The following is a 26,266-nucleotide window of genomic DNA, read 5'->3' on the forward strand; positions in this document are numbered from 1 at the left end:
CCCTTTATTGCATTAACTCGCATAAGCTTGCTGCATTTTTGCAATTTCTTGCTGCTTCAACAATCCTCTTTGAATTTTTCCACTCGTGGTTTTAGGTAGGCTATCCACAAACTCAATCTCTTTTGGATAAGCATGACGAGATAAACGGTTACGAACATATTGCTGTAACTTATCTTTTAATGTTTCACACGCTTGATAAGCAGGCTTAAGTACCACAAAGGCTTTGACTATTTCGGTTCGTTCCGGATCTGGCTTACCAATTACTGCTGACTCTAATACCGCCTCACACTCTAATAAAGTACTTTCAACATCGAATGGTCCAACTCTATAGCCCGATGTTGTAATGACATCGTCAGCACGTCCAACAAAATCAATACCGCCATGTTCATTTAAAGTGACCGTGTCACCTGTTAAATAATATTTGCCGACAAAGGCTTTGCGATTATTGCCACCATAGCCTTTAAACCACATTAATGGCGATTGCTCCGAGTCCATCGCCAAAATACCAACACCACCTGTTGGTAATTCTTGATAATTTTGGTCTAACACCGCAAAACGATGCCCAGGAATTGCAAAACCAGCTGAACCTACTTTTAATGGGTGCTCAAGCGCATGATGATTTGCAATCACCATCCCTAGCTCAGTTTGGCCATATTGATCAAAAATATTAACCTCTAAATCCTGCTTAAACCAGTTCACAACCTCAGGAGTTAATGGCTCACCTGCACTACTCACTACGCGTAAATGTTGTTTAATTGAAGGGTCAAATTTTTCCTTAAACCCAAAGAACATGCGAAATGCTGTTGGCGAACCAGTTAAATTACTTACTTTATATTTTTTTATTAACTCTATTGCCTGATCTACATTAAATGAACGCTCATCCATAATAATGCTATGCCCCAAGCTTAAAGGCCCGGTAATGCCATAATACAAGCCATACGCCCAGCCCGGATCTGCCAAATTCCAAAACATGTCATCTTCACGCAAATCGACAGCATGGGTCATATAACCTTTAAATGCCAAAATTGCTTTTAGTGGAACGGGTACAGATTTCGCAAGTCCAGTTGTACCAGAGGTAAACATCATTAAAAAGTCATCTTCAAAGCTACGATTTACTGGCTCACATTGCTCAGAATAGCGCTGTAAAGATTGCCAAAAATCGAAGTCATGCTCAGACAAAGGACCAGTCTGATGAACAGTGACAATAACCGGAACATTCAAAGTATTCAGTTTAGGGCGCTGTTCATCATTGGTCACAATCAATTTAGTTTGAGCAGTCGTAATACGGTGATCAATCGATTTTGCTTCAAAGGCAGTAAATAAAGGCTGATAAATAGCGCCTATACGCCACGTTGCCAAAATTGTAATTAATAACTCAGGCGTTCTTGGTAGAAGTCCTGCAATACAATCTCCAGCTTGAATTCCTTGTGCTTTAAAGAAGTTAGCAAGTTTTCCAGAAAGCTCAGCAAGTTGTTCGAACGTATAGTGCTCTGTCTGTCCGTTTTTTCCTTCCCAAATAAGCGCTGTTTTATTTTTTCCTACATAACGCTCACAGCACTCAACATAAGCATTTATTGCTTGGGAATGCCCAACAAGTTGCTCTTCAATGAGTTTTGCAAGATCAAATTGCTGATAAGCTTCTGCCAAAGTTTTCATGATGCTCACCTTCATTCCGTTGGATGATTGATTTTGTGTAAGACCACAAAATTTGTCCTGACTGTTATTGTTTTAGCTAAAGCTCGAAGAATATTTCTTCAACTTTTCCATCTATTTCAAATAAAACTAATAGCAAAAATGCATCATTTCAATTGCAAGAAACCGCACTTGATGTGCGGCTTCTTGCAGTTTTAAGTTTAAAAACTCAATACTTTATGACCTAAACTTGAGCCACTTCGCGAGCAATCACCAAACGTTGAATATCTGAAGCACCTTCATAAATCTGGCTTACGCGGACATCCCGATAAATTCTCTCAACAGGAAAATCACTGACGTATCCATAACCGCCATGGATCTGGATTGCATCCGAACATACTCGCTCAGCCATAGTTGATGCAAAGAGTTTCGCCATTGAGGCTTCTTTTAAACAAGGTAGCCCCGCATCTTTTAAAGTTGCCGCATGTAAAACCAGCTGATGTGCAGCTTCAATTTGGGTTGCCATATCGGCTAAGCGAAAACCAACCGCCTGATGCTGAACCAGCTCTACACCGAAGGCCTTACGCTCATTCGCGTATTGCACAGCAGCATCAAAAGCTGCTCTTGCCATACCAACAGATTGAGCCGCAATACCAATACGACCAGCCGCTAAATTAGATAGCGCAATTTTATAACCTTCACCTTCTTGTCCCACCAAATTTTCTAAAGGAATCCGGCAGTCTTCAAGCGTAATGGTTGCGGTGTCCGAAGCATGTTGACCCATTTTGTCTTCAATACGAGTGACCAAGTAACCTTGTATATTCGTAGGTACAAGAAAACACGAAATGCCTTTTTTGCCAGCCTGTTTATCTGTAACCGCAAACACCAAAGCCACTTGAGCATTTTTACCACTGGTAATAAATTGCTTTACGCCATTGAGTACCCAATGGTCGCCATCTCGCTCGGCTTTACATAAAATCGCGCTTGCATCGGAACCGACATGTGGCTCAGTTAAACAAAAGCATCCTAGCCATTCACCAGAGGCAAATTTTGGCAAATAGATTTGTTTTTGCTGATCTGAACCGTATGCCAGTGTAATACCGCAAACCAATGAATTTTGAACACTTACGATTGTCGAAATAGCACCATCACCTGCAGCAATTTCTTCAATTGCGAGTACCAAAGATACATAATCCATTCCAGCACCGCCCCATTCATCGGGCACAGTCATCCCCATAGCGCCTAGGGCGCCTAAGTCTTTTAATTCTTGAGCCGGAAATTCATGAGTCTTATCGCGATGTGCAGCAGTTGGTTTTAACTGATTTTGCGCATAGTTACGCATCATCTCCTGAACCATACTTTGTTCAGCATTTAGAATCATTTCAACATCCTTAATTTATTATTTTGCTGCCATACGAATTGCACCATCTAAACGAATGACTTCACCGTTTAAATATGAGTTTTCAGCAATATGGGCAACCAAACGAGCAAACTCTTCTGGTTTTCCTAAACGAGATGGATACGGAACCATTTGCCCCAGAGCATCTTGTACATTTTGTGGCATACCCTTAAGCATTGGAGTTTCCATAATTCCCGGTGCAATGGTCATAATACGAATGGCATGTCGCGCTAGCTCACGAGCAATCGGCAAAGTCATCGCCACAATAGCGCCTTTTGATGCAGAATAAGCTGCTTGTCCAATTTGACCGTCAAATGCTGCAACAGAAGCAGTGTTAACAATGATGCCACGGTCCTCTTCACCTTCTTCAACTGTGTTTTTGCTCATGGCATCTGCTGCAAAACGCAGCATGTTAAATGTACCTGTGACATTAATACTTAAAGTCTTTGCAAATAATCCCAAGTCATGAACACCCTCACGGCCAACTACTTTTGCAGAAGGGCCGATACCTGCACAGTTAACCAAACCATGCACATGACCATGTTTAACCAACACATCTTTAAAGAACTGTTCAGCAGCAACTTCATCGGTTACATCAAGTTTTACAAAGTCAGCTTTTGACCCTAGCTGTTTTGCTTGCTGTTCACCTGCTTCTACATTCATGTCTACTAATGTGACTGAGGCACCTTGCTTTACCAAATACTCAGCAGTTGCAGCGCCTAAACCAGAGCCGCCACCTGTAATCACGAAATGTTTTCCTTGAATTTTCATTATGTAACGTCCTATAGAAATGTTCTTTAACCTTAGTAGTGAGAGTAAAAGTTGTTTTTTTCCGATACAATTTCAAAAAACCTCAAAATGCTTGCAGCTTTTGATCAATCCAAATTTTGAATATGAAATATTTCATTTGAAATACGTAAAAAAATGAGTCTTTGACATGGTTGTCCAATCTTCTTTAAGTAAAGGAACAATTTCGATTGCACTGGTACATGAAGCATTAAGTGCGGCTTATGCCAAAGGGCTAAATACTCAAATTATTTTGAATAAAGCTGGTATTCCTACTGAATTACTCATGACATCCAAAGCGCGTGTTCCAGTAGCAACGTATGCACAATTATGGATAGAACTTGCCAATGCCATGAACGACGAATTTTTTGGGATGGATAGCCACCCTATGCGCCGTGGCAGCTATAAATTAATTACAAAACTCGTCAGTACGGCTGAAACTTTAGAAAAGGCTCTCTACGATATTTTGAATTTTTTTAATTTTGTACTTGACGATATACGAGGAGAACTCATTCGAGAACAAGAAAAAGCTTATTTGGTCATTCGTGATCGTGAACAACCTAAACGTATGTTTACTTACGCAACCTTTTTAATGTTAGTACATGGGCTTATGTGTTGGCTGGTAGATCAACGAATTGGCTTAAACCGTATTACGGTACGTTGTCCAAAACCGAACGATATTCAAGATTATTTGGTACGCTTTTGTGAAGATATACAATTTAATGCCGAGACAAATCAGATTGAATTTGATGCCCACTATTTAGATATTAAAATTAAAAAAGATAAAAAAGCGCTTTATGATTTTTTAGAGCAAACTCCACAAAATCTTTTAGTTCGCTTTAAAAATGAAAATGCCTTGAGCGTTCTTATTCGTCGTCATTTATTAAAGCTTCACCCTGCTCAATGGCCAGAACTCAAAGATGTCGCACAGCAACTCAATATTTCAGAAGCTACTGTTCAACGTCGCCTCAAACATGAAGGGGTGAGTTATCAACAAATTAAAAATGAAATTCGTTGTGATATTGCGATTGAACGCTTAAGCAAAAGTAATGATTCAATACAAGACATTAGTGAAGACCTAAATTTCCACGACCCAAGTGCTTTTCACCGTGCTTTTAAAAAATGGACAGGTGTTAGCCCCGGTGCTTATCGAGATAATTTAACTACACACAAGTAATAAAAATGGACTTAACGAAGCTTGAATTCTAGACTTAAACTTATGATATTTATGTATTTTAAATTCAATATTTCAGATAAATGCATCATTTAAAGCTTAATAATATTCACAAAAACAGAGATTTATAATTTTATTCAATCTTTTATCTTTCAAACTGATTTACAAATCAAAATAACTAAGTCTATAGACCACTCAACACGTGAAAGGATGATCCATTATTTTATTTCGGTTCTATTTTTATCATGTCTTTAAAATCAAAATTTTCTCTACCAAAGACTTTGTTGGCATCAACATTGGGGTTCGTATTTGCTTCATCTACTTTTGCAGCAATTCCGACTACACTTAAACTTGATTACGCTTACTACGCACCGACCAGTTTGGTGGTAAAAGATCAAAAACTTCTCGAAAAAGCACTACCCAATACCCAAATTAAATGGGTTTTTAGTCAAGGTAGTAATCGTTCATTAGAATATCTCAACAGTAATAGTATCGATTTTGCTTCTACTGCTGGATTGGCTGCGGTATTAAGCCGAGCGAATGGTAGTCCAATTAAAACTGTTTATGTACAAAGCCAACCGGAATGGACCGCCCTTGTTGTCGCAAAAAACTCACCAATTAAAAGCCTAAAAGATTTAAAAGGTAAGAAAATTGCAGCTACTAAAGGAACAGATCCTTTCTTATTTACACTACAAGCATTAGAAACCGTAGGCTTAAGTAAACGCGATGTACAATTGGTTCATTTACAACACCCAGACGGTAAAACTGCATTAGAGCGTGGTCAAGTAGATGCTTGGGCTGGACTTGATCCATTAATGGCTTCAGCTCAAATTCAATCGGGCGCGAAATTACTTTATCGTAATGTTGGATTTAATAGCTATAGTGTATTGAGCGTTAAAGAAGACTTTGCAAAGCAAAGCCCTGAAGCGGTAGAAGCTGTGATTAAAGCCTACGAGCAAGCTAGAAAATGGGCAAAAGCCAATCCAGATAAAGTAGCAGTACTTTTAGCACAAGAGTCCAAACTCCCTCTACCTGTGGCTAAACTACAACTGAGCCGGACCAACTTTGATCAAAGCATCCCATCAGCAACTCAAGCACAAGCACTAAAACGTTCTGGGAAAATTTTGACTGAAGAAGACTTAGTCAGAAAAGGAACCAATGTCAATCAAGTGGTTGATCAGTTATTAGATCCACGTTTTGCTCAAAAAGTCGTGAAATAGTATATGAGTGATTCACTTAACAAAGCTGAGCTAAATCATTTCCTAGCTCAGCAGGCTTTAAAATCTCAGAAAAAGCATCTAAACAACAAATTTACACGGTGGTTTAAAGCGCTACTCATTCCACTCATTTTTTTAGTGGGTTGTGAGTTTTTAGTCAGAAATGGCTATATCAATGCTTATCTGCTCCCTGCACCTTCGAGTTTATGGCAATCTTTTTTAGATTTAGCTCATAGCGACCTATTTGCCCATATTTATATTAGTACATGGCGTGTTCTATTCGGCTTTATCATAGGAAGTGGTTTAGGTTTAATTTTTGCGATTTGGGTTGGATTAAGTAAAGAGGCAGAAGCATATTTAGAACCGACCTTTTCAGCAATTAAATCGATCCCAAGTCTTGCTTGGATTCCACTGTTATTGCTTTGGTTAGGAATTGATGAAGGGTCAAAAATTACGCTTATTGCAATCGGAGCTTTTTTTCCAACCTATACCAATACAGTTGCAGCTATTCATAATGTAGATAAAAAGCTCATTTAAGTTGGAAAAGTTTATCGGCTCAATGCTTTTCAACGTGTTTTATCTATTATTTTACCGGCAGCATCTCCGGGCATTTTAACGGGTTTACGTAACAGCTTAAGCTTGTCTTGGATGTTTATGATTGCAGCTGAACTGATTGCAGCCACACAAGGGATTGGCTATTTACTCAGTGATGGCCGAGAAACGTCTCGACCTGATATTGTTATCATTGCAATTATTTTATTGGCACTATTGGGTAAAATAACCGATAGCTTAATGAAACTTACAGAAAACTGGTTATTACGTTGGCGTGATACGCTACAAAAATAACTTTAAATCCAGCGTGCCAAAGTGACTCGATCATTTTGGCCATAATCTTGAATGGTTTTTATCTCACTAAAACCATGCTCTGTGAAAATGCCTCGAACAGCTTGCCCCTGATCATAACCATGTTCAAGTACAATCCACCCTTGAGGTTTTAACCAGTTTTTCCCTTGAGCAATAATAATTTCAATATCAGCCAATCCCTGATGGTCTGCAACCAACGCACGGCGCGGTTCTGTTGCCAAAGCTTGCATGTGCTCATCTTCCGGGTCAATGTAGGGCGGATTAGAAACAATTAAATCAAATTGTTGTAGCTCTAATGCTTCAAACCAAGCACCGCAAGCAAACTTCACATGTTGCAAGCCATGTGTTTGTGCATTTTCTTTTGCAACTTCTAACGTAGGCGTATAAATATCTGTTGCTGTTACCTGCCAGTTCGGACGTTCACTTGCCAATGCAAGCGCAATTGCACCTGTCCCCGTTCCCAAATCCACAATATTTGCATTCTTTGGCAAATTTAGATTTAAAACAGTTTCAACCAAAACCTCAGTATCTGGTCGTGGCACTAAAGTATCTGACGTTACTTTTAAATCGAGCGTCCAAAATGGCTGCGAACCTGTCACATAGGCTAAAGGTTCACCATTTTGAATACGCTCAAGACCAGCCAAGTATTCTTGCTCTTGCTGAGGTGTTAACTCTTGCTCAAGTCGAAACTTTAATTCGAGTGAATTGATTTTTAGAAAATGCTCAAGCAACCAAGCATTTTCTTGTCGTTCATAACTGTCAGGCTCACCACGAATTGCAAGCGCTTGAGCAATATTCATTAGCCGCCATTTTCCTGTGCAAGCATCGCAAGCTGATCTGCCTGATATTCACGATGTAAGCTATCGAGCAATTCAGTTAAATCACCTTCCATAATGGCATCTAACTTATATAAAGTTAGGTTAATACGGTGATCCGTCATACGCCCTTGTGGGTAGTTATAAGTACGGATACGTTCAGAACGGTCGCCAGAACCGACCAAATCACGGCGCATTTCAGAAGTCGCTGCATCAGCTGCTGCGCGTTTTGCATTTTCTAAACGCGATACTAACAATGCCATCGCTTTAGCTTTGTTCTTATGCTGTGAACGTTCTTCTTGGCACTCAACGACTGTACCCGTTGGAATGTGAGTAATACGCACTGCCGAATCGGTTTTGTTAATGTGCTGACCACCCGCACCTGACGCACGGTAAGTATCAATACGCAAATCTGCTGGGTTAATTTCAACGTTAGTATCAACATCAATTTCAGGCAGAATTGCCACTGTACAAGCCGATGTATGTACACGACCCTGTGATTCAGTTGCTGGCACACGTTGTACACGATGTGCGCCACTTTCAAACTTTAAGCGGCCATACACACCATCACCATCTACACGGCAAATGACTTCCTTAAAGCCGCCATGCTCGCCTTCATTTTCAGAAAGGACTTCAATACGCCAACCTTGTGTCTCGGCATACTTGCTATACATGCGGAACAAATCGCCTGAGAAAATTGCAGCTTCATCACCGCCCGTCCCTGCACGAATTTCTAAATATGCAGCATTAGAGTCATTTGGATCTTTTGGAATCATCAAAATATTGAGCTGGCTTTCTAATTCTTCAAGCAATGCTTTATTTGCTTGAATTTCTTCTTCTGCCATATCTTTAAAGTCGGGGTCCGACTTCATCATTTCAGCAGTTTCAATATCTTCTTCTGCTTGACGGTATTTGCCCCAAACTTCGGTAATTTCAGTTAAATCACTATGTTCACGAGACAGTTTACGGAAACGTTTGTTATCGGAAATCACTTCTGCATCTGCAAGCAATGCGGTAAGTTCTTCATGACGATCACAGAGTTGATCAAGACGTAAACGGAGTGACGCTTTCATAAGAGGAAATATCTCAAAAGTCCAAAAAACTTATCTAGATAAATATAAGAAGATAAGCCAAATCATAAAAATAGCGCATAGTTTACAGTTTATGCCGATTAAATGACATATGTAATCCTTTAAATCGTTAACTTTCCAAAGCCATAAGGATGAATAAATCTAATGATTCCAGATGAGATTTATTCATCAATCTAAGATTTTCTTTTATTGAAAACAAATAACTCGCTTTTTTAAATCCATATAATAAAAGAGACTTTATTTATAAAGCCTCTTTATGTTCTATAGTTATTTTAATTTTTCTAATAAAGTTTTACCGACAAGAACAGCCGAAGCTGGATTTTGTCCAGTAATAAGCTCACGATCCACAACTACATTTGGCGACCAAGCTTTCGTATTGCTTTGATATTTTGCTCCAAGTGACTCTAAAGCAGTTTGCGGATAGAACTTCATCTCACCGCCCTTTAACAAGCTCTTCGCTTGCTCTTCTTCTTGATTGCTAATTACCGTCATCCGGTAGTTTTTATAAATCCATTCTCCAGTTTTGACTGTTCTACCTTGTTCAAGTTGCTTAATAGCTTCCGCAGCATGAGGTAAAGTTGACATCAGAGCTATAGGCCCATGACAAACCAAGGCTGTAGGCTTTCCTGCATTATGAAAAGCGTTAAGAACTTTACCAAGCTGTTTATCTTTTAACAGGTCTTGCATAGGCGCATGCCCACCCGGAATATATATGGCATCAAATTGATCTATACCAATTTGCTCAATACGCGCCAGACTTACAACTGGAGAGTCTTTAGGTGAAGTTAACTTTAGATCATGTAATAAACCAGCATACTTCTTTAATACTTTTTCATCTTGGTTAAAGTACATTGCACTATTTGAAGATTCATCTAACGTTGGAGCTTTCCCTTTTGGGGTGGCAAACGTTACGGTGTGCCCCGCATCTAAAAGCATTTTTGTAGGCTGCATCAATTCGTTAAGATAAAATCCCGTTTTAAAAACATGATTATTTTTTAGCTCTAGCTGATCTTCATCTGACAATACAATGAGTACATGAGCTGCATTTACACTTAATGCTGCCGAAGCTGTAATCACTGCAAACATTATTTGATTCAACATCTTCATTATTTAACCTTCATTCCAAGCATTTGCTGGATTTATAACTGTGATGTATATATTCTATTTTTACCCCAAAGGTAGAAAAACAACTAAGTTTGCAAATCTTTTTTGCGTTTGAGGACAAAATGTCTCGTCAATTTGATCATCTTGCCGATGTCGAAATCTTTTTAATTGTAGCTGAGAAGCTTTCAATTAGTGCTGCTGCAATTGATCTATCTACCACACCTTCGGTCGTTAGTAGAACAATTACAAGACTCGAGAAAAAACTCGGTATACAGCTTTTTAGAAGAACCACACGCCATTTAAGCCTGACTGAAGCTGGTCAGCTTTACTATGAAAAAATGCAACATGCTTTTCAGTTAATTGACCATGCAGAACGCGTGGTTCAAGGTGAACAACTACAAATTTCTGGAAAAATTAAAATAAGTGTTCCTACCACTTATGGGCATTATCGTTTACCCCCTTTATTAGAAAAATTTCTTCTGCAATATCCTGATATTCAAATTGAAGTCAGTATTTCTAATCGTAACGTTGATTTAATTGCTGAAGGTTTTGACTTAGCTATTCGTCAAGGACAACTACCTAACAGCACCCTTATTGCTAGGCCTTTAGAGCACGCACCTTTAAAACTTGTTGCCTCACCTTCTTATTTGAAACGCATGGGTATTCCAAAAAACTTGAATGAATTAAATCATCATCAATGCATTGCCTTTGAGTTACCGAGTAATGGTAAGGTCACTCCGTGGTTCTTTAAAGATATAGATCAAGAAATTCAGTGGATACCGACAAATCGAATTTTAGTAAAAGAAGATATTCTAGGAGTAGTATCTCTTGCTGAAAATGGTTTAGGAATATGCCAGAGTTACGAATTTATCGTTAATGAAAAAATTCAACAAGGAAAATTACAACCTCTACTTGAAACATACGCAGGTCATACCCGTCCCTTTTCTTTACTGTATGCGCAACATAAACATATGTCTTCTGCCACAAGAGCTTTTATTGATTTTTTATGTTCAACTCATTGTAAATATACTTAAGAATATGAAATGAGAATCACTTTTTTCTATGTGGATATTAGATATTCTATTTTAATAGAAAACATACAAAGAAGACACTAAACTCTAATAATAGGATGATGGTTCTCCACATTTGAAGAGAAGTGTTTTGTTACATTTGCTGTAACGAAAGATATAAGGTCCTGTAACTTGGGACATGGAGTAAATGATGAAATTAAATGCTTTATTATGTAGTGCTGTTTTGGCTACTTCTATGATGACTGTAGCACATGCAGACAATACAACTCATGTAGCAGCTGCTTCTGCTTTAGGTAGTGTTGCTGGTACTGCTATTGGTAAAAGCATGGGTGGTACATCTGGTGCAACAATTGGTGCTGCTTTAGGTGGTGCTGGTGGTGCAGCAGTTGCAAGTGATCGTCGTCACCGTACAGAATCTGCAATTGGCGGTGGTTTAGGCGGTGGTGCTGGCTATACTGTTGGTAAAAGCATGGGTGGTACAAATGGCGGTTATATCGGTGCTGCGTTAGGTGCTGCAGGTGGTGGTGCTTTAGGTAATAAAATTGCTAAAGACCGTGATTATGATCGATCTTCTAAACACTGGAAGAAAAAACACCGTCATCACCACTAATTTTAGTGATGTAATTAATTTGAAAACACCTTCGGGTGTTTTTTTATGATTACCCTTTTGCCAAACGCATATGCCGTGCTCATGATTTATTCACATCTTAATAGAAACAATACAAAGCAGACACAAAACTATCGTATCAGCATGAGCCTTCTCCATAATTTTCACGAAATTTTTAATTACATTTAGCTCAAGATATAAAGATTGCTCTTTAGCAAAATGAGCATGGAGTTCCAAAATGAAAATGAATATTTGGTTAGCAAGTGCATTAATCGCAACAACCTCTATGGTGTCAGTTGCACATGCAGATAATGGTACCCGTGTAGCGGCAACTTCTGCTCTAGGTAGTGTAGTAGGTACTGCAATCGGTAAAAGTATCGGTGGTACATCTGGCGCAACAATTGGTGCTGCTTTAGGTGGTGCTGGTGGTGCGGCTGCTGCAAGTGACCGTCGTAACCGTACAGAAGCGGCAATTGGTGGTGCTTTAGGTGGCGGCGCTGGTTATACCGTTGGTAAAAACATGGGTGGTACAAATGGTGGATACATCGGTGCAGCAGTGGGTGCAGCTGGTGGTTCTGCTTTAGGTCGTAAAGTTGGCCAAGATCGTAACTATGATGAACGTTATGACCGTCGATACGATCGTCGTTATGATCGTGATGACCGCCGCTATTACAATGATCGCGCTTACTATCGTCATGATAATGGCTTACACCGTGGTTGGTATAAACACCACTAATTGGTACACAGATATTAAAAAGCACCCTGGCGGTGCTTTTTTATTTGGGAGTGAAATTTATATCGAAAAAAACCGATATACATCACCCCATTTATATCGTATTATTTCGATATAACGTTTTTTGAGAATATCGCATGCGATCACTTCAAGACACCAAATTTTCAATTTTGGAACTTGCTCCCATACGTGATGATAAAACAATCGAGTTTTCATTACGTCATGCATTAGAGCTCGCCCAACATGCAGAAAAATTAGGTTATGACCGTTTTTGGCTTGCAGAACATCATAATATGGATGGAATTGCGAGTTCAGCAACAGCTGTTTTACTTGGTTTTATCGCGGCTCATACCCAGCGCATTCGTTTAGGTTCAGGTGGTATCATGCTACCAAACCATGCACCCTTAGTAGTAGCAGAACAATTCGGTACGTTAGCAACCTTATATCCAAATCGTATTGAGTTAGGTTTAGGCCGTGCCCCCGGCACAGATCAGGTCACTATGCGTGCCTTACGTCGCGGGCATCAGGAAACGGAAGATCAGTTTCCTAGAGATGTTGTTGAGATTTTGCAATATTTTAAAGCGCCTCAACCCGGCCAAAGAATTGTTGCAACTCCTGGACAAAATACTCATGTACCAGTCTGGTTATTAGGTTCAAGCTTATTTAGTGCCCAGTTGGCTGCGAGATTAGGATTGCCCTACTCATTTGCATCGCATTTTGCTCCACGTATGCTTGGTCAAGCGATTGAGCTTTATCGTGAAAATTTTGAACCTTCTGAATATCTGGACAAGCCTTATGTTTCCATGGGTGTACCTGTTGTGGTTGCCAATACAGATGAAGAAGCTCAATTCCTAGCAACAAGCGCTTACCAACGTGTCTTAGGATTAATTCGTGGTGAAAGTTTGAAACTCAAACCGCCAGTTACATCGATGCAAGGTCTATGGAACACAGCAGAACAGCTTTCTGTTGAAAATTTCTACCAGATGGCCCAAATTGGTTCAGCTGAAACAGTACGCTCAGGCTTAGAAAAGCTTTTAGCTACATATGAAGTCGATGAGTTTATTTTTACTTGTGATGTCTATGATACTAATAAACGTTTAGAGAGCTTTACTCGATTAATGCAACTAAAATCAGCCAACTAGAACATACTCTGAATATCTCATGCTTGAGTCTATAGCAGGCATGAGATAACCACCTATCTGAAAATACTTTACCCAGCCCTCTTGCTTGGTTATTTATATTAAAACGATAAAAAATCATCATAAATGAAAACCAAAAGGACTTTTGGAAAATGAGTATTGAACTTAAAAATAATGTTGCCAAATCAACTACTTTTCAAAATACAGTTCAGGATTTTGACGCCTTTACTGGTCAAATTCTTTTATCAAATACAATTAAAGAAAATGATTTTTCAAATTTAAATGTAGCGATTATTGGAACAGATCAGGAAACGGTAACGCACTTAGAAAAAATCTGCCAACAAGCAAAATTTGTAACTGTATTTCAAATTACGCCGCATTTTATTTTGCCTCATAGTCAAATCGGCATACACCGTCTCATTACCCACCCGCTTATTGCTAAAAATAGGAGGTTATTTAACAATCGTGTAAAAAGTATCTTAGCTCTACGTTTTCTTGAAACCCAAGTCAATGAAACATGGCTCAAACGTCTTTTGACACCTAATACTGCAAAAGCCAATAAAACATTTTTTAAATCTGATAGCTACTATGCTGCGCTGCAAAGACCAAATTGCAAACTACAAACTTGGCCAATTGTAAAAGTTACCGCTACAGCCATTTATAGTATGGATGGTACTCAACGCCCTGTAGATATCATTATTAGAACTACACCTTAAAAAAAAGCATGGTTGATAGACCATGCTTTTTTTACTCATTTCAAATCATATCGAGTTAAATACCCCTGATCATCATAATGTAAGATGATGCGCTGAGACTTTTGTAACTCTGATAATGATTCTGTACTGACCATAAATTGTGAAGCCAATAACTCAACAGGACTATTCGGAGCTTTGCTGCGGCGATCATCACCATGAAATCTAAGCCAGTTATAACTCGCCCATAAAATCAAGACCAAAGCACTTACGGATATTAAAAGAAGTAAATGGAGGACTGTATTAACTTCAGAAATATGATCTACCCATACATAGTCATAGATGAGATGCCCTTCATAAAACCATAAAAATAATGAAACCAGTGGGAAAAACAGCCACATTAAACAAAACCAGCCTACTGTTTGCAAAGTATAGTTTGCGGTTTTATTTTTCACATATTTAGGCTGATCAATATATTCTGGGATATCTAAAACTTCTATGTCATTATTTTCTTTATTTTTCATGAGTTATCTCCTCGAAAGCCTCGGTCAGGACTTACCCAACGAGCACGCTTTTTGGTATTAAATATAGTTTTAGGGACTGCAACTACACTAGTAAATAACGTCAGTAGCCAGAAAAATAATGGATACCAAATTACCCAAAAATAATTTCTAAAAAGACGTCCACGGTCATAACGATGATCTATCCATAAACTTACTAAAAATTGGATGAGGCATGTTCCACCCAATATCACGCCATACCATTGGGGCATGAGTGAATTAATCTGCCACTGCTGAGGTAAATCAATAAAAAGTCCGATTAAGAAAAGCAAGAAAATAAATATCATTACATACGACCAGACAATACTGACTAAAGCTTCAAGCATGACTGGCCACATACGGCGTAAACGGATTTTGAACATTTTTGGAATATATTCCAATAAGACTTCTACCCCACCTTGTGCCCAGCGTAAACGCTGCTTCCAAAGACCTTTAAAAGTTTCAGGCATATAGATATAACAAAGTGCTTGAGGAATATATTGAATATCCCAATGGTCCATCTGAAGCTTCCAAGAGATATCAATATCTTCAGTAATTTTGTCATCAGACCAAAATCCAACACGGACTAAAGCAGTTTTTCTAAATGCAACAATTACACCCGATACTGTAAAAATACGACCATACGTACGCTGCGCCCGCTTAATCAATCCAATAATTGAAGAAAACTCACCAACCTGTAATTTCCCTAATATACTTGAACGGTTGAGAATTCTAGGATTTCCAGTGACGGCTCCAATACGAGGAAATTTTAGAAATGGCTGCATAAGCCAAAGTACAGCATGAGGATGTAGTAAAGCATCTCCATCAATACAAACTAAATATTCGTATTTACTTACTAAAACTCCCGATCTTAAAGCCACTGCCTTACCTTGGTTTTCCGCTAAGTGCACGACCCTTAATCGAGTATCCTGAGCTGCCAACTCATCAAGAATTTCTGCAGTTCTATCACTGCTACCATCATTGACAGCAATCACTTCAAAATTTGGATATTTTGTTTGTAAGGCATAACGAATAGTTTGCCTTACCTGAGCTTCTTCGTTAAAACAAGGAATAATAATGCTGCACCCTTCATTTGAAGGCTCAGGTAACTGCTGTTCATGGTATTCTCTTTTAAAGAAAAACCAGAGGCCACCTACCATCCATGTCCACGCCATAAGTAGAGGATATAAAAAGGCAAAAGCAAATAGAATATCGAGTAATACTCTCATTACTTTTTCCCCTCAGTTGCTAAACCAGCGAAGGGTTGATACATCACCGAACTCGAATTCAAGCTCATTGGGTTATATAAATACTCATGAACATTTTTTGAATTTTCAAAGGTATAACCTTCAACCCCAAATTTCTGAATACCTGTTCGCTGAATATCGAAAAGACTTTGTTTCACCTCTTGCCAAGCATTTTTCTGATCATTTTCTGGTAATGTTAAAGTCAGCATAATTCGTTGCTTGTATTTCGCATCAAGTGTATTTAAAAGTTCTAAGACATGTTTAAATTGTTTCTGCTTACCCACAACATTAAATTTTAGATTCACTAAATCATGTTGGGTTAATAGTGATTTTAAAAGCGCTGGCAATTGATCGATATGCTCTAAGTCAGGCGTAAGCAGCAGACTAAACTGGGCCTGATTACTCATATTCAAATAAGGCCTTGCAGCTTTTTGAGTCAGTTGACTCAGTTGTGATAATTGCTTTACTTGTTCAACACAGTTACTTTCTTTTATCGTTGCACTTTGCATAGCACAATTTAAAGCAGTTCCGGCATTAAGTTGAATACCACTTAAATTGCTATTAAAACGTGCTATATCTTTAGCTAAATCTGCCACCAAAAACGGTTTATTTTTTTGAGGATATACAGGTAACTCTAAAATGACCGCTTGTCCTGCACGAGTCTGTGCCTGCCATAGACTACGGTTTAAGATATCTTGTTTAACTGGCATTTGAGTTGTTGGGAAATAAGCAACGTCATATTGCCCATCTCCATCTTGATCATCTAAAGGCTTCAATATCAGCGTATTGTTTTTTAAGCTATAAAGTTTGGATAACAGTGCCCCTAATTTTTCATCTGACTGAGTATTGGTTGAAGCAGCTAATTGCTTTAAATCCATACTCACAAAATGTTTTGGCTGCTTATATAAATCTTTCTCTGCCGAGTTCAAGATATTGATTAAGGTCTCAGACAACTGTTCAGCTGTAGAGTTATCCACCATAAGACTACGTTTAAAGGTAACGTCATTAATCTGATTTACCCCATCACGCCCTAAACTAAAAGAAAAAGTAAAACCTGCTTGTTGAGCTAATTTTTCTAACTGCTGATTGACCGCGCCATACGGCCATACAATTGCTTTCGGCTCTACACCCAATTCCTTTTTTAAAACATCATGAGATTTTTTTAAATCTTTTAAAATACGTTGCTGATATTCCACATCCGTTTCATAACGCGCTTGTGATTTTAAATACATATAAGAAGTTGCTGCGGGTTGTTCATTCCCTTGAGGGTTAGCGAGCACACCATGATGCAAATCATCACTATGACTCGCAAACTCAGCTAAGCCAGAAGCCTGCATTTCTCGTACTTGCTTCCAATTGACTAAGTTCCCTTGTCCATAGGCTTCATAGCCAGCTTTTGTATTACCGTTAAGCCAACTGGTTGGGAGTGCAAAAACTGCCGGAATCCGATATTGCTTGAGCAATGGAAATATACGACTGTAGCTACTTAAAGCACCATCATCAAAGGTTAACAAAATAGCATTATGAGGTAGTTCTTTACCTTGCTTACGAGCCTCTTCAATATCTTTCAGGCGAATTGGCTTCCAGTCAGATTGACTCAACCAGTCAAAGAATTGCGCTAAATTTTTAGTTTGAATTGCATAAATATCCCGATCGCCCTCTTTTAAAACATCATCTCTGACATCATGAAAAGTTAAAGAAACTGTATGATTTTTTGGTAAATCTTTTTCTATTTGGGCATATGTAAATTGCAGAGGTAACAATGTTGAAGCTAAAGCACAGCTCAACATTTTCGAAAATAAATTATTCATTAAAAACGCCCTTCAAATCCGAAAATACCATAGGTATGCTGTTCATCATGTCCATCGTAAGGATGGTATTGCCAACCAATTCCATAATTGAGTTGCCATGTACGTGATAGCTGCCATTGATGTTGATATTGCAAAGAATAGGTTGGCTTAGTGGAATAATCGGCTTGTTTATAAAGCCCCACTCCAGCCTCGAAATGCTGTTTAAATGAACGCTCATATTCACGCCAAGTCACCCAGTCATGGCTTAAGTTCAACTCCGCGCTGTAATGCGAACTTGGGCTAAAATAAGTAGTTTGATCTTGGCTATTACTGCCATAAAAACCACGAACAGTGCCATAAGTAATGTGATGCGGCGCCGCAAATAGTCTTTCACGCCAAAAAGTTGAAAATTCTTGTTGTTTATTACCATCACTGATATCAGTCAGACCGTAACTTGCGCCAATTTGACGTGATTCATCTTTTTGCCATGTCAAAGCAGCTCGGTAAGACTGGCCATCTTCTCCCGCATCAATTGCCTGTAGAGGGATGTCAGCCTGGCTGTTATATTGCAATTGATACTGCCAGTGATCGTTTAACCACTGAGACCAATCAAGACGAACACCTGCTTGTCCGCCATCTGTACTTTGCGACAAGATCGCAGACAATGCCTTACGATTAGCTTGCCATTCGGCCCCGATACCATAGCGCTGGTTATGCACGTCACCAAAATTGTATTCACCATAACGATCTTGATGCCAAGCAAATAAACGATAATTATCCTTAATCCAAGGGCTATTAAGACGTGTTTCCATTTCACGGTCTTTTAAACCATTCTGCCCACTTACAGTATCACTATTGTCGGCCTTACTTTGGCCCCAAGTAGTTGAGTGTGAAATTGTGGCTCTATTACGATCATCCAACTCTTTGCGGCTTTTTATGACACCACTATCATCAGGATAATATTGCTCTAAGTTTTGAGTGGTTTTCCGCCATGTCGGAATATCACCTAAAGCTTGAGCATTCTGCATTTCATTAATGCGAGTGTCTTTAGCAATCGGATCTATACCATTTAACCGGGAAATTGTTTTTTTTGCCTCTAGCGGTTTTTCTCTCCACCGTTCTACACGCGCAAGATTATTAATCAGGCTCTCATTCGCAGGTGCTTGCTCGACTGTTTTTTGAAAGTGCTGTTCAGCTTGATCCAGATGATTAGCGTAGGCTAAATGCATCCCTTTTAAAGCAATATAATCATCACGATCAGGATGGCTTGTTTTATCTACACCTTTCGCCTGACTATATTTATAAGTCGGAATAAGGTGATCAACTTTTGCCAAAAGCTGTTCAGCTTCCTTATATTTTTCCTGTTCAATATAGGAATAATACAATCCGGTATAGACGATCATATCCGGATAATTTTTTTCGTTTAGAAGAGTCTTATAAGCAAGTTCAGCTTGCTTCGGCTTCTGCTCCGCCAAATAACTATCAGCAATTGCATGACGTACATATGCCGGTAATTTTTCGAGTGGAATATTCAACTGGGTGAAATTCTCTATAACCGCTTTTGAACGCCCTCTAAAATCTAGCGCATACAAATAATCGTAGTGAAACCTTAAATAGTTAGGGTTGTTTGGTGACATTTGCTGTTGTATTTTTTGCCCTTGTTCTAACACAGCATCTAATTCGGCATAGCTTTCTGCATCTGATAAGCCTTGGCGATTTAAGTATTTATAGCGGGCAATTGCATTATTGACATGCTGAGAAAACTCACTGACTTGTAAAGTTTGCTGTAACTGCTCAGTTTGCTGATTTTTTTCGTTTACTTGAAGTAATTGCTGGGCTTTTTTATATGCCCCAATAGCAGCCAAGTCATAAACATACTCTTGCAAAACAGCTGAAGACTTAGAATTTTGCTGATAAGCTTGTTCAATTGTAGCTAAGGCCTCTACGGGCAAATTTATTAAACGGTAAGCATATGCAACCTGTACCAACTGATCAGTATTTAAACCTTTAATGTTGATATTTGATAACTGAGTTTTAGCATTCGTTGAGTCCTGAGCTTCAGCATATAAAACCGATAGTAAGATACGCCCATCGACTGATTTTTGAATATTAAGTTTATTTGACCAATCAATTGCTGTTTGAAAATGTTTAAAATCACGAAAATTTCGAATTAAAGGTAACTTTGCATATTCAGGAAAATTCACATAATTAATATTTTCTAAAAAATTGGAAAAATTCGTCAGATCCTTTTTTTCACTTGACATAACAATTAAATAATCAGCAAGCAATTTTTGATCATACGGATAATGTTTTAACAGTTGATCTAGTTGAGAAACAGCCTGTTGAGTTTGGCCTGCTCTATAATTTTGAACAGCTTGCTCACGCAGTACATCAACTTGAGCTGCGTATAAATGAATTGGTAAGAGATATACCAATGAAAAAACACATTTTTTTAGCATTTTGATAATCGGATAGTCCCATATCGAGATGGGAAATTATAGTTAAAAATGTGAACTGCATCACAATAACTAAATAACAAGCGATAGAGTTAACAAATGGAAAATGTGTAGAAAAAAAGTATTTGTTTATTTAAAAAATAATTAAAAACAACTATTTATTAAAATATAGATTATTATTTTATATACATTTCTTTTCAAAAAGCTTATTTTATCTCACAAACTCCCTATAAAAAATTTACACGCTGATAACTAATCAGAAACTATTTATTAACTTAGCGTTTTATATTTAAAACTTTTATTTTCAATATGTATTAAAAATAAAAACCATTCAATTCCAATATATTAATATTATTCAAATTGAATGGTTTAAATAAATGTTTGATTTAATTAACCGATACGTCGTTTTAAACCAGTCATTTGTAAAATACGAGTAGAGATTTCTTCAATCGACATTTCAGTTACATTTAAATATTTAATACCTTCTGAAATATAAATACCTTCAATCGCTCTTAATTCCATTTGGCACTGGCTAAAACTTGCGTATCGACTATTCGCTTTACGCTCACTTCGAATCGCCACTAAACGTTCTGCATCAATCATTAAACCAAAGAGCTTACTACGGTGTTCTCTTAATACTGCTGGTAAACGGTTATCATCTAAATCTTCTTCGGTTAAAGGATAGTTAGCAACACGAATACCAAACTGTAAAGATAGATAAATAGAAGTCGGAGTTTTTCCGGAACGAGACACACCAATTAAAATTAAATCAGCTTTGTCATAGTGTCGGGTGCGTGCCCCATCATCGTTATCAAGTGCAAAGTGAACAGCATCAATACGGGCTTTATAATATTCAGAGTCAGTTACCGCATGTGTTTGCCCAACCAGTGTGGTTGGTGGTGTACCGAGCTCCTGCTCTAGCTTACTAATTAATCCTTCAAACACATCCAGATTAACTGCTTTAGCCGTATTAATAATTTCTCGTACATGCGGATCAACTAAAGTATCAAATACTAATGGTAAACATCCATCTCTGGTTTGACATTTATTAATCTCAACCACAACTGCCATTGCTGCCTCTTCAGTTGTAATATAAGGCATGATGTGAATATCAAAATCTACATTAGGAAATTGGGCTAATAACGAATGTCCAAGGGTCTCGGCAGTAATCGCAGTTCCATCAGAAATAAAAAAAACACTCCGCTTAAATTGTTTACTTTCTGACATTAAAATTCTCCTTAAACATTTGTCTTAGTGCTATATAATCTTTATAGTAAACTGATCTTACATGACTGTCGCTTAGTAAAATTCTCAACTAAGCACTTTATTTTTTTAATTTCATGCCAAGATAGACATTAATACTGCAAAAGTGGAGTGAAAACTTTGGAAGCGCGCGTAATCGGTCTAGAAAAATTAGGGAAACACGATGTCGAACTCGTAGGTGGGAAAAACTCATCTTTGGGTGAAATGATCAGCCATTTATCAAATGCTGGTGTATCGGTACCTGGTGGTTTTGCAACAACTGCACAGGCCTATCGTGAGTTCTTAGACCAAAGCGGTCTTAACGCTCGAATTCAAGCAGAACTTGCACAGCTTAACGTTGATGACGTAAATGCACTTGCAGAAACAGGCGCTAAAATTCGTCAATGGATTGTAGAGACTCCACTCACTGCAACCTTAGAACAAGAAATTCGCGCCGCTTTTACAGAACTTTCTAACGGCAACCCTGATATCGCGGTTGCCGTTCGTTCATCTGCAACTGCTGAAGATTTACCAGATGCATCTTTCGCGGGTCAACAAGAAACTTTCTTGAATATTCGCGGTATTGATAACGTACTTATCGCCATCAAAGAAGTATTTGCTTCTTTATATAATGACCGTGCTATTTCTTATCGTGTACACCAAGGCTTCGATCATGATGTTGTCGCATTATCTGCGGGTGTTCAACGTATGGTCCGTTCTGAAACTGGCGCTGCGGGTGTAATGTTTACCCTAGATACCGAGTCTGGTTTCCGTGATGTCGTATTCATTACTGCATCTTACGGTTTAGGTGAAATGGTTGTGCAAGGTGCGGTTAACCCTGATGAATTCTACCTTTCTAAACCATTATTAAATGCTGGAAAACATGCGGTATTACGCCGTAATCTTGGCTCTAAGCACCAGAAAATGATTTATGGTGAAGAAGGCTCAGCAGGTAAGTCTGTGGTTGTTGTCGACGTTGAAAAACAAGAACGTCAACAATTCGCATTAAATGATCATGAATTACAAGAGTTAGCTAAACAAGCGCTTATTATTGAGCAACATTATGGCGCTCCGATGGATATTGAATGGGCAAAAGATGGTGACGATGGTCAAATCTATATTGTTCAAGCTCGTCCTGAAACCGTAAAAAGCCGCCAAAATGTTGGCACAATGGAACGTTACCTACTCAAGCAAAAAGGTACTGTACTTTGTGAAGGCCGTTCAATTGGGCAGCGTATCGGTTCTGGTAAAGTCCGTATTGTTAACTCAATTAAAGAAATGGACAAAGTACAAGACGGTGACGTACTTGTATCAGACATGACTGACCCAGATTGGGAACCAGTAATGAAACGTGCTGCGGCTATCATCACTAACCGTGGTGGTCGTACGTGTCATGCTGCAATTATTGCTCGTGAACTTGGTGTACCAGCAATTGTAGGTTGTGGTAACGCAACTGAAGTATTAACTGATGGTCAAGAAGTTACTGTTTCTTGTGCTGAAGGTGACACTGGTTTCATCTATGAAGGTGCATTAGATTTTGAAGTTCAGCGTAACTCTATTGAATCTATGCCTAAACTTTCATTCAAGATCATGATGAACGTAGGCAACCCTGACCGTGCCTTTGACTTTGCTCAAATTCCAAACGAAGGTATTGGTCTTGCTCGTTTAGAGTTCATTATTAACCGAATGATTGGGGTCCATCCTAAAGCCCTCCTTAACATTGAAAGCTTACCTCGTGAAACTCGTGCTGCTGTAATGACACGTACAGCTGGCTATGCATCACCTGTAGAATTCTATGTTGAAAAACTAGTTGAAGGCATTGCAACACTTGCAGCTGCTTTTGCTGACAAACCAGTCATTGTTCGTATGTCTGACTTTAAGTCAAATGAATATGCAAACCTTATTGGCGGTAAGTTATACGAGCCAGAAGAAGAAAACCCAATGCTTGGTTTCCGTGGTGCAAGCCGTTACGTTTCGGACAACTTCCGTGACTGTTTCGAACTTGAATGCCGCGCGCTTAAAAAAGTTCGTGATGAAATGGGTTTAACCAATATCCAAATCATGATTCCATTTGTGCGTACAGTATCTGAAGCAAAACGCGTGATTGAGTTGCTGGCTCAAAATGGCTTGAAGCGCGGCGAGAATGGCTTAAAAGTCATCATGATGTGTGAATTACCAACTAACGCATTATTAGCTGAACAATTCCTTGAACACTTCGATGGTTTCTCTATCGGCTCTAACGATTTAACTCAATTAACACTTGGTCTTGATCGTGACTCTGGTATTGTTTCTCACTTATTCGATGAGCGCGATGCTGCTGTAAAAGCTCTTCTTTCTATGGCAATTCATGCTTGTCGTAAAGCTGGTAAATATGTCGGTATTTGCGGTCAAGGACCATCTGACCACCCTGACCTTGCAAAATGGCTAATGGAACAAGGTATTGAATCAGTGTCTTTAAACCCTGACTCAGTTTTAGATACATGGTTCTTCCTTGCTGAAGAAAAAATCAAGCAAATCTAATTTGTTATAGAAAAAGACCCATCCGTGGGTCTTTTTTCATCTTTAGAATAGAGAATTTTTACTTATGCAAATTTACTTGGCACGTAATAATCAACAAGCTGGGCCTTATACCTTAGAGCAACTAAATCAGATGTTGGCAAGCCAACAAGTTTTACTTACTGATTTAGCTTGGCATGAAGGCATGACAGAATGGAAAGCTTTAGGAGAATTAACCCAAGGTAAACTTGTATATCAACCTACGGGTTATTCTGCTTTTTCGGCAAATACAAATACGCCTTATAACGAGACTATCCAGCAAATTCGAGTCGAGACTAAGACACATGAGCTTGCTTCAATTTCATCTCGTGCGCTTGCAAAAATTATTGACTTATTACTTTGGTTACCTATTGCAGCCATTCCGTCTTTTTTCTTTAACGAAGCTCAATATAAACAACTTTTTGAGTTACAAAAACAGATGCAGTCTGCTGAAGTTGCATCAACCAAAGCAGCTGAACTTCAGCAGCAGCTTTTTACACTAATTCCAGTGGAAGCGTGGCATACAATGTTACTTTATGTAGTAATAATGCTCGCTATTCAAGCATTTTTGTTGACCAAGTTTGGGCAAAGTATTGGTAAAAAAATTGTCGGAATTAAAATTGTCGATGCTGAAACTAATGGTAAAGTTAATCTAACACGTATCTTCTTACTCAGAAGTATCGTTTTCATTATATTAAACTTACTATTTATGCCAATTAGTACAATTATTGACTATGCTTTTGCATTAGGACAAAAGCGACAGGCTTTACATGACAAAATTGCAAGAACAAAAGTGATCAAATGACAGTGAATGACTGATTCATTTAATGTCTAAAAAAAAGGAGGCGCCCCGCCTCCTTTTTTCTATAGAGATTTGATATTTAAATAAAAGCTCCATCATAATTCGATACCCTACAAAAAAAATCGGGTTTTAAAACAATTATTTCAAGCTGCTTTACATGTAGCTTAGTTTGTCGATATGAGGCATAATGCCCTACAACGTAGCGGTGTCGCATCATTGAGAAGTCTAAATTTTAAGACTAGCGTTCTCAATCATGCGACACTTTAATCGCTATCCCATATTTAATTAGGGAATGGGACTCTTCACCGAGGTTGTAAAATGAGACAAACGATTTTAGCTGTATTGTCTTTATCAACGCTTGCCGCACTTTTGACTGGGTGTGGTGGTGATATGGTACTTCTAAACTCTAAAGGTCCAGTTGGTCAAGGTCAAAGTGACCTTATGATGACTGCGATCTATTTAATGTTACTCGTGGTGATTCCTTCAATCATCATGGCATTATGGTTTGGTTGGAAATATCGTGCGTCAAATAAAGATGCAGACTATAAACCTACATGGGCACACTCAACTGCAATTGAAGTTGTAGTATGGGGTATCCCTGTCATTATTATTGGTATTTTAGCTTGGTTAACTTGGTGGGGTTCCCACAAGTATGACCCATACCGTCCTTTAGAATCAGATAAAGCACCTTTAACTATTCAGGTTATTGCTGAACAGTTCAAGTGGATTTTTATTTATCCTGAACAAAACATTGCGACTGTTAACGAAGTACGTTTCCCAGAAAAAACTCCGTTAAGTTTCAAAATCACGTCTAACTTCACAATGAACTCATTCTTCATTCCACAGTTAGGTGGCCAGATTTACGCGATGGCAGGTATGCAAACTCACCTTCATTTGTTAGCAAATGAAACTGGTGTATATCGTGGTTTCTCTTCTAACTACTCAGGCTATGGTTTCTCTCAAATGCGTTTCAAAGCGCATAGCGTTACAGAGCAACAATTCAACGAATGGGTAGCAGCAGTTAAAGCTGGTAATGGTTCAACTATTAATCCAGAAGCAGTGCAAAAAGCTACGCTTGACCAAGCTGAATTGGCAACCTTACGTGATGGCGATCGTTCTAAGCACCAAATCGAGCATTTAGTCAATCGTGCTAAAGCTGCTGGTGATCAAGAAGCGCTTGCTAAAGCAGAAGCGATGAAACCGTTCCCGACTAAGCCACACCCTGTGACTTATTACTCTTCAGTTGAACCAAAACTGTTTGAAACAGTTATCAACCATTATATGAGTAACTATCATGGTGCTGACCACTCTGCTGGGCATGCAACAGCAGAAACTCATGCTGCAGCTGAACACGCTGCTCAAGGGGAATAA

21 protein-coding genes and 1 pseudogene are annotated in these 26,266 nt (G+C 38.6%); 11 read left to right on the forward strand and 11 right to left on the reverse strand.

What is annotated here, in order from left to right:
• Positions 1-12: 12 nt before the first annotated feature.
• The 3 genes from CSB87_RS02800 to CSB87_RS02810 all read right to left on the reverse strand — a co-directional run bounded on the left by CSB87_RS02800 (position 13) and on the right by CSB87_RS02810 (position 3,802).
• Positions 13-1,656, reverse strand: coding sequence for an AMP-binding protein (locus CSB87_RS02800; RefSeq protein ID WP_031952807.1), 1,644 nt, complete (start codon positions 1,654-1,656; stop codon positions 13-15).
• A gap of 220 nt (positions 1,657-1,876) precedes the next feature.
• Positions 1,877-3,013, reverse strand: coding sequence for an acyl-CoA dehydrogenase family protein (locus CSB87_RS02805; protein WP_004708077.1), 1,137 nt, complete (start codon positions 3,011-3,013; stop codon positions 1,877-1,879).
• 18 nt (positions 3,014-3,031) lie between these two features.
• Positions 3,032-3,802: a 3-hydroxyacyl-CoA dehydrogenase gene (locus CSB87_RS02810; protein ID WP_031952809.1), complete on the reverse strand. Its 771-nt coding sequence runs from the start codon at positions 3,800-3,802 to the stop codon at positions 3,032-3,034.
• Between the two features lie 166 nt (positions 3,803-3,968).
• Here CSB87_RS02810 and CSB87_RS02815 point away from each other — a divergent pair, with 166 nt between their 5' ends.
• From CSB87_RS02815 to CSB87_RS02825, 3 genes and pseudogenes are all read left to right on the forward strand, one after another.
• A complete protein-coding gene (locus tag CSB87_RS02815) occupies positions 3,969-4,994 on the forward strand; it encodes an AraC family transcriptional regulator (RefSeq protein WP_031952811.1) in 1,026 nt (341 codons plus the stop codon).
• Positions 4,995-5,236: 242 nt separating this feature from the next.
• The gene (locus CSB87_RS02820; RefSeq protein WP_031952813.1) at positions 5,237-6,211 is read left to right on the forward strand and encodes an aliphatic sulfonate ABC transporter substrate-binding protein; all 975 of its coding nucleotides are present in this window, start codon (positions 5,237-5,239) and stop codon (positions 6,209-6,211) included.
• 3 nt (positions 6,212-6,214) lie between these two features.
• Positions 6,215-7,054 (forward strand): annotated as a pseudogene (locus CSB87_RS02825) (ABC transporter permease).
• A 2-nt stretch (positions 7,055-7,056) separates the two neighbouring features.
• Here CSB87_RS02825 and prmC read toward each other — a convergent pair.
• The 3 genes from prmC to CSB87_RS02840 all read right to left on the reverse strand — a co-directional run bounded on the left by prmC (position 7,057) and on the right by CSB87_RS02840 (position 10,085).
• Positions 7,057-7,872, reverse strand: a complete 816-nt coding sequence (gene prmC / locus CSB87_RS02830) for a peptide chain release factor N(5)-glutamine methyltransferase (protein WP_031952815.1) — start codon at positions 7,870-7,872, stop codon at positions 7,057-7,059.
• The gene (prfA, locus tag CSB87_RS02835) at positions 7,872-8,960 is read right to left on the reverse strand and encodes a peptide chain release factor 1 (protein WP_002049300.1); all 1,089 of its coding nucleotides are present in this window, start codon (positions 8,958-8,960) and stop codon (positions 7,872-7,874) included. Before prfA ends, prmC begins: the two co-directional genes overlap by 1 nt.
• Positions 8,961-9,245: 285 nt before the next feature.
• Complete coding sequence (locus tag CSB87_RS02840; RefSeq protein ID WP_031952817.1) at positions 9,246-10,085, reverse strand: type 1 glutamine amidotransferase domain-containing protein; 840 nt, start codon at positions 10,083-10,085, stop codon at positions 9,246-9,248.
• Positions 10,086-10,204: 119 nt separating this feature from the next.
• On the opposite strand from CSB87_RS02840, the gene CSB87_RS02845 reads away from it, so the two are divergent.
• The 5 genes from CSB87_RS02845 to CSB87_RS02870 all read left to right on the forward strand — a co-directional run bounded on the left by CSB87_RS02845 (position 10,205) and on the right by CSB87_RS02870 (position 14,308).
• Entirely contained in the window at positions 10,205-11,116 is a 912-nt protein-coding gene (locus CSB87_RS02845; protein ID WP_031952819.1) for a LysR family transcriptional regulator, read from the forward strand.
• Between the two features lie 187 nt (positions 11,117-11,303).
• A complete protein-coding gene (locus tag CSB87_RS02850) occupies positions 11,304-11,723 on the forward strand; it encodes a hypothetical protein (RefSeq protein ID WP_004708063.1) in 420 nt (139 codons plus the stop codon).
• A gap of 235 nt (positions 11,724-11,958) precedes the next feature.
• Positions 11,959-12,456, forward strand: coding sequence for a hypothetical protein (locus CSB87_RS02860; RefSeq protein ID WP_004708061.1), 498 nt, complete (start codon positions 11,959-11,961; stop codon positions 12,454-12,456).
• 134 nt (positions 12,457-12,590) lie between these two features.
• Positions 12,591-13,595, forward strand: coding sequence for an LLM class flavin-dependent oxidoreductase (locus CSB87_RS02865; RefSeq protein WP_031952821.1), 1,005 nt, complete (start codon positions 12,591-12,593; stop codon positions 13,593-13,595).
• Positions 13,596-13,744: 149 nt separating this feature from the next.
• On the forward strand, positions 13,745-14,308 hold the full coding sequence (locus CSB87_RS02870) for a hypothetical protein (protein WP_031952823.1): 564 nt from the start codon (positions 13,745-13,747) through the stop codon (positions 14,306-14,308).
• A 35-nt stretch (positions 14,309-14,343) separates the two neighbouring features.
• Here CSB87_RS02870 and pgaD read toward each other — a convergent pair whose 3' ends face one another.
• From pgaD to CSB87_RS02895, 5 genes are all read right to left on the reverse strand, one after another.
• Positions 14,344-14,808, reverse strand: coding sequence for a poly-beta-1,6-N-acetyl-D-glucosamine biosynthesis protein PgaD (gene pgaD / locus CSB87_RS02875; RefSeq protein ID WP_002049238.1), 465 nt, complete (start codon positions 14,806-14,808; stop codon positions 14,344-14,346).
• The gene (gene pgaC, locus CSB87_RS02880) at positions 14,805-16,052 is read right to left on the reverse strand and encodes a poly-beta-1,6-N-acetyl-D-glucosamine synthase (protein WP_002049144.1); all 1,248 of its coding nucleotides are present in this window, start codon (positions 16,050-16,052) and stop codon (positions 14,805-14,807) included. The genes pgaD and pgaC overlap by 4 nt, the downstream gene beginning before the upstream one ends.
• Positions 16,052-17,881 (reverse strand): poly-beta-1,6-N-acetyl-D-glucosamine N-deacetylase PgaB, encoded by a 1,830-nt coding sequence (gene pgaB / locus CSB87_RS02885; protein ID WP_031959338.1) that lies wholly within the window; start codon positions 17,879-17,881, stop codon positions 16,052-16,054. The genes pgaC and pgaB overlap by 1 nt, the downstream gene beginning before the upstream one ends.
• On the reverse strand, positions 17,881-20,319 hold the full coding sequence (pgaA, locus tag CSB87_RS02890) for a poly-beta-1,6 N-acetyl-D-glucosamine export porin PgaA (protein ID WP_031952827.1): 2,439 nt from the start codon (positions 20,317-20,319) through the stop codon (positions 17,881-17,883). The genes pgaB and pgaA overlap by 1 nt, the downstream gene beginning before the upstream one ends.
• A gap of 387 nt (positions 20,320-20,706) precedes the next feature.
• The gene (locus CSB87_RS02895) at positions 20,707-21,543 is read right to left on the reverse strand and encodes a pyruvate, water dikinase regulatory protein (RefSeq protein ID WP_000004354.1); all 837 of its coding nucleotides are present in this window, start codon (positions 21,541-21,543) and stop codon (positions 20,707-20,709) included.
• 147 nt (positions 21,544-21,690) lie between these two features.
• On the opposite strand from CSB87_RS02895, the gene ppsA reads away from it, so the two are divergent.
• From ppsA to cyoA, 3 genes are all read left to right on the forward strand, one after another.
• Positions 21,691-24,078: a phosphoenolpyruvate synthase gene (gene ppsA / locus CSB87_RS02900; protein WP_170318176.1), complete on the forward strand. Its 2,388-nt coding sequence runs from the start codon at positions 21,691-21,693 to the stop codon at positions 24,076-24,078.
• Between the two features lie 64 nt (positions 24,079-24,142).
• Complete coding sequence (locus tag CSB87_RS02905) at positions 24,143-24,898, forward strand: RDD family protein (protein WP_002049111.1); 756 nt, start codon at positions 24,143-24,145, stop codon at positions 24,896-24,898.
• Positions 24,899-25,213: 315 nt separating this feature from the next.
• Complete coding sequence (gene cyoA / locus CSB87_RS02910) at positions 25,214-26,266, forward strand: ubiquinol oxidase subunit II (RefSeq protein WP_002049341.1); 1,053 nt, start codon at positions 25,214-25,216, stop codon at positions 26,264-26,266.

The organism is Acinetobacter sp. AR_0276, from assembly GCF_003000705.1.
Taxonomy (GTDB): domain Bacteria; phylum Pseudomonadota; class Gammaproteobacteria; order Pseudomonadales; family Moraxellaceae; genus Acinetobacter; species Acinetobacter nosocomialis.

What these genes read in the sequence shown, in the direction of transcription:
- pgaD (WP_002049238.1), bottom strand. Translation starts at nt 14,808, where the DNA reads ATGAAAAATAAAGAAAATAATGACATAGAAGTTTTAGATATCCCAGAA.
- pgaB (WP_031959338.1), bottom strand. Translation starts at nt 17,881, where the DNA reads ATGAATAATTTATTTTCGAAAATGTTGAGCTGTGCTTTAGCTTCAACA.
- cyoA (WP_002049341.1), top strand. Translation starts at nt 25,214, where the DNA reads ATGAGACAAACGATTTTAGCTGTATTGTCTTTATCAACGCTTGCCGCA.
- CSB87_RS02820 (WP_031952813.1), top strand. Translation starts at nt 5,237, where the DNA reads ATGTCTTTAAAATCAAAATTTTCTCTACCAAAGACTTTGTTGGCATCA.
- CSB87_RS02800 (WP_031952807.1), bottom strand. Translation starts at nt 1,656, where the DNA reads ATGAAAACTTTGGCAGAAGCTTATCAGCAATTTGATCTTGCAAAACTC.
- CSB87_RS02850 (WP_004708063.1), top strand. Translation starts at nt 11,304, where the DNA reads ATGAAATTAAATGCTTTATTATGTAGTGCTGTTTTGGCTACTTCTATG.
- prmC (WP_031952815.1), bottom strand. Translation starts at nt 7,872, where the DNA reads ATGAATATTGCTCAAGCGCTTGCAATTCGTGGTGAGCCTGACAGTTAT.
- pgaC (WP_002049144.1), bottom strand. Translation starts at nt 16,052, where the DNA reads ATGAGAGTATTACTCGATATTCTATTTGCTTTTGCCTTTTTATATCCT.
- CSB87_RS02840 (WP_031952817.1), bottom strand. Translation starts at nt 10,085, where the DNA reads ATGAAGATGTTGAATCAAATAATGTTTGCAGTGATTACAGCTTCGGCA.
- CSB87_RS02845 (WP_031952819.1), top strand. Translation starts at nt 10,205, where the DNA reads ATGTCTCGTCAATTTGATCATCTTGCCGATGTCGAAATCTTTTTAATT.
- CSB87_RS02865 (WP_031952821.1), top strand. Translation starts at nt 12,591, where the DNA reads ATGCGATCACTTCAAGACACCAAATTTTCAATTTTGGAACTTGCTCCC.
- CSB87_RS02870 (WP_031952823.1), top strand. Translation starts at nt 13,745, where the DNA reads ATGAGTATTGAACTTAAAAATAATGTTGCCAAATCAACTACTTTTCAA.
- prfA (WP_002049300.1), bottom strand. Translation starts at nt 8,960, where the DNA reads ATGAAAGCGTCACTCCGTTTACGTCTTGATCAACTCTGTGATCGTCAT.
- pgaA (WP_031952827.1), bottom strand. Translation starts at nt 20,319, where the DNA reads ATGCTAAAAAAATGTGTTTTTTCATTGGTATATCTCTTACCAATTCAT.
- CSB87_RS02815 (WP_031952811.1), top strand. Translation starts at nt 3,969, where the DNA reads ATGGTTGTCCAATCTTCTTTAAGTAAAGGAACAATTTCGATTGCACTG.
- CSB87_RS02905 (WP_002049111.1), top strand. Translation starts at nt 24,143, where the DNA reads ATGCAAATTTACTTGGCACGTAATAATCAACAAGCTGGGCCTTATACC.
- CSB87_RS02810 (WP_031952809.1), bottom strand. Translation starts at nt 3,802, where the DNA reads ATGAAAATTCAAGGAAAACATTTCGTGATTACAGGTGGCGGCTCTGGT.
- CSB87_RS02860 (WP_004708061.1), top strand. Translation starts at nt 11,959, where the DNA reads ATGAAAATGAATATTTGGTTAGCAAGTGCATTAATCGCAACAACCTCT.
- CSB87_RS02895 (WP_000004354.1), bottom strand. Translation starts at nt 21,543, where the DNA reads ATGTCAGAAAGTAAACAATTTAAGCGGAGTGTTTTTTTTATTTCTGAT.
- CSB87_RS02805 (WP_004708077.1), bottom strand. Translation starts at nt 3,013, where the DNA reads ATGATTCTAAATGCTGAACAAAGTATGGTTCAGGAGATGATGCGTAAC.